The following is a 1785-nucleotide window of genomic DNA, read 5'->3' as shown; positions in this document are numbered from 1 at the left end:
TTTCATAGAACTGTAAACTCCTAAATATAATTTAGTTTGATTCGAATTTGTTCCTAAACTCATATAATAAGCTGCTTGCGTACCAAAATCATAATTGGTTTCAATAGCATAAAAGTCAGCATGTTTACCGTCTGTACCTGCTCTAGTATAGGCTAAAACACCCTTAATTGGAGACTGGGATTCTCCTTTCTTCGCAAGGTCAGTAAAAACAACGCTACCTGTTAAATTTGGAATTGCATTTCCCATATATGGCTGAACTCCTGTAAGTGAAGTTCCTCCAAACTTATCTGTTCTAGAATCTTTATGAAAATAACTAAGTAGAGGCAGAATACGCTTCACTGAGGTTTGTATTGTTTCATCATAATAAACCGTCGTTCTCTCATCCAAAGTCTGATTCTCAGAACAATGTCGTATAAAAGAAGTAGGTAAATCCCCTTCCCATCCTCGCCACCCAAAATTGATAAACCCATCTTGATTGGGAGTTAACCTCATAAAATGCATTTGAACAAGTTCTGTTACCGGTATAGGTTTATATTGAACAAATGAAAAAATAGACTCTACAATATCTTGTCCGACATTTCCGGTGTATTTGATATATTGATTATAAAACCTTTGAAATGAAATGCCGGTTATATTACGTACTCCTTTTGCAATTACTGTAAGTGTTTCTTGTATAGATAAAGGAAGTTCATTAAAGCGTGTAACTACAGGAGGGTTATTTATAAATGTATTTTTACTTACATCGATTTCAATTATTTTTCCTGCTATTTCTAAATCATCTTGGCTTAAATTAAATGGATCATAACCTGATCCACCATCTCCATTTGTAAAAACAAGTTTTCCAGTCTCAGGTGAAAAGTTTAAACTATTGACTCCGTTATGATTAAAAAATGGTCTTCTTACATTCAATAATATTCGTCGCTTTTGAGCTTGACCATTAGATTGTAAAGTCCATTCTTCCACTGTATCAATGTGATCATATTGCGTATTTCTATTAACCCACTTCAAATTTAACGTTTTAGGGTCACAAGGATTCGGTTTAAATTGTTCAGAAAGTGCACCTGGTCCTTGAGTTCCGGCTACTGAATAATGAAGATAAAATAACCCATTTTGATAAAATTGTGGATGGAACGCAAGTCCTAGCAATCCGCGTTCATCATAACCGCTACTAGAAACACCTTCTTCAAATGTACCTAATTTAATAATTAGGTGACGAATATCTAAAAATGTCTTTATAACTCCGTCCCCTATGTAAAAAATCTCTCCTAATTGAGTTGCGATAAATAGTCTTTCGGTCGATTCACCTGGAAGTATCGTTGTTTTCAATACAGTTGGTAAATTTACGTTATGAACAATGGGTCGTAAACTAACTTTAACTTTTGTCAATTAACTGTACACCCCTTTTTCTTCTTTTTTATAGAAGAATATGATTAGAGTAGTTCTGTTAGTATCAAATAAGTTTTCTTCCTTTTTATTACAATTTTGCATATAATATAATTATAAATAATCTGGGGGACGAACTATGATAATCGTACTACAAATCATCTTATCACTAATTTTCGCAGTCTATTTATTTACCCTCTATCGTAAAGGGACGTATGGATCAGCTTCATTCCTTTTAGCAGTCATGATAGGAATTTTCGGTTTAGAGAATATTTTTCAGCATGCTAGTCTAACTGATCATGCTATTTATCCATATTGGGGCAGTTTGAAGGCTGTTGTTATCGTTTTATCAGTCGTATTTCTATTTGAAAAAGGTGGTTTAACAGGAAAATATTGATTTTT

Annotated in this window: 2 protein-coding genes; one reads left to right on the top strand and one right to left on the bottom strand. The window is 33.3% G+C overall.

Going from position 1 to position 1785, the window contains the following annotated elements; translation table 11 throughout:
• A partial coding sequence (locus ACQGS6_RS27795) for a PQQ-dependent sugar dehydrogenase (RefSeq protein WP_426965982.1) occupies nucleotides 1–1386 on the bottom strand: 1386 nt, incomplete at its 3' end.
• Between the two features lie 136 nt (nucleotides 1387–1522).
• Here ACQGS6_RS27795 and ACQGS6_RS27790 point away from each other — a divergent pair.
• Nucleotides 1523–1780 (top strand): hypothetical protein, encoded by a 258-nt coding sequence (locus ACQGS6_RS27790; protein ID WP_326318419.1) that lies wholly within the window; start codon nucleotides 1523–1525, stop codon nucleotides 1778–1780.
• The last annotated feature ends 5 nt before the right edge of the window (nucleotides 1781–1785 follow it).

The organism is Bacillus sp. GMs2/2 (assembly GCF_050172095.1).
Lineage (GTDB): Bacteria > Bacillota > Bacilli > Bacillales > Bacillaceae_G > Bacillus_A > Bacillus_A cereus.
Note: the sequence above shows the minus strand (reverse complement) of the source record. Positions and strands in the feature narration are given on the sequence as shown.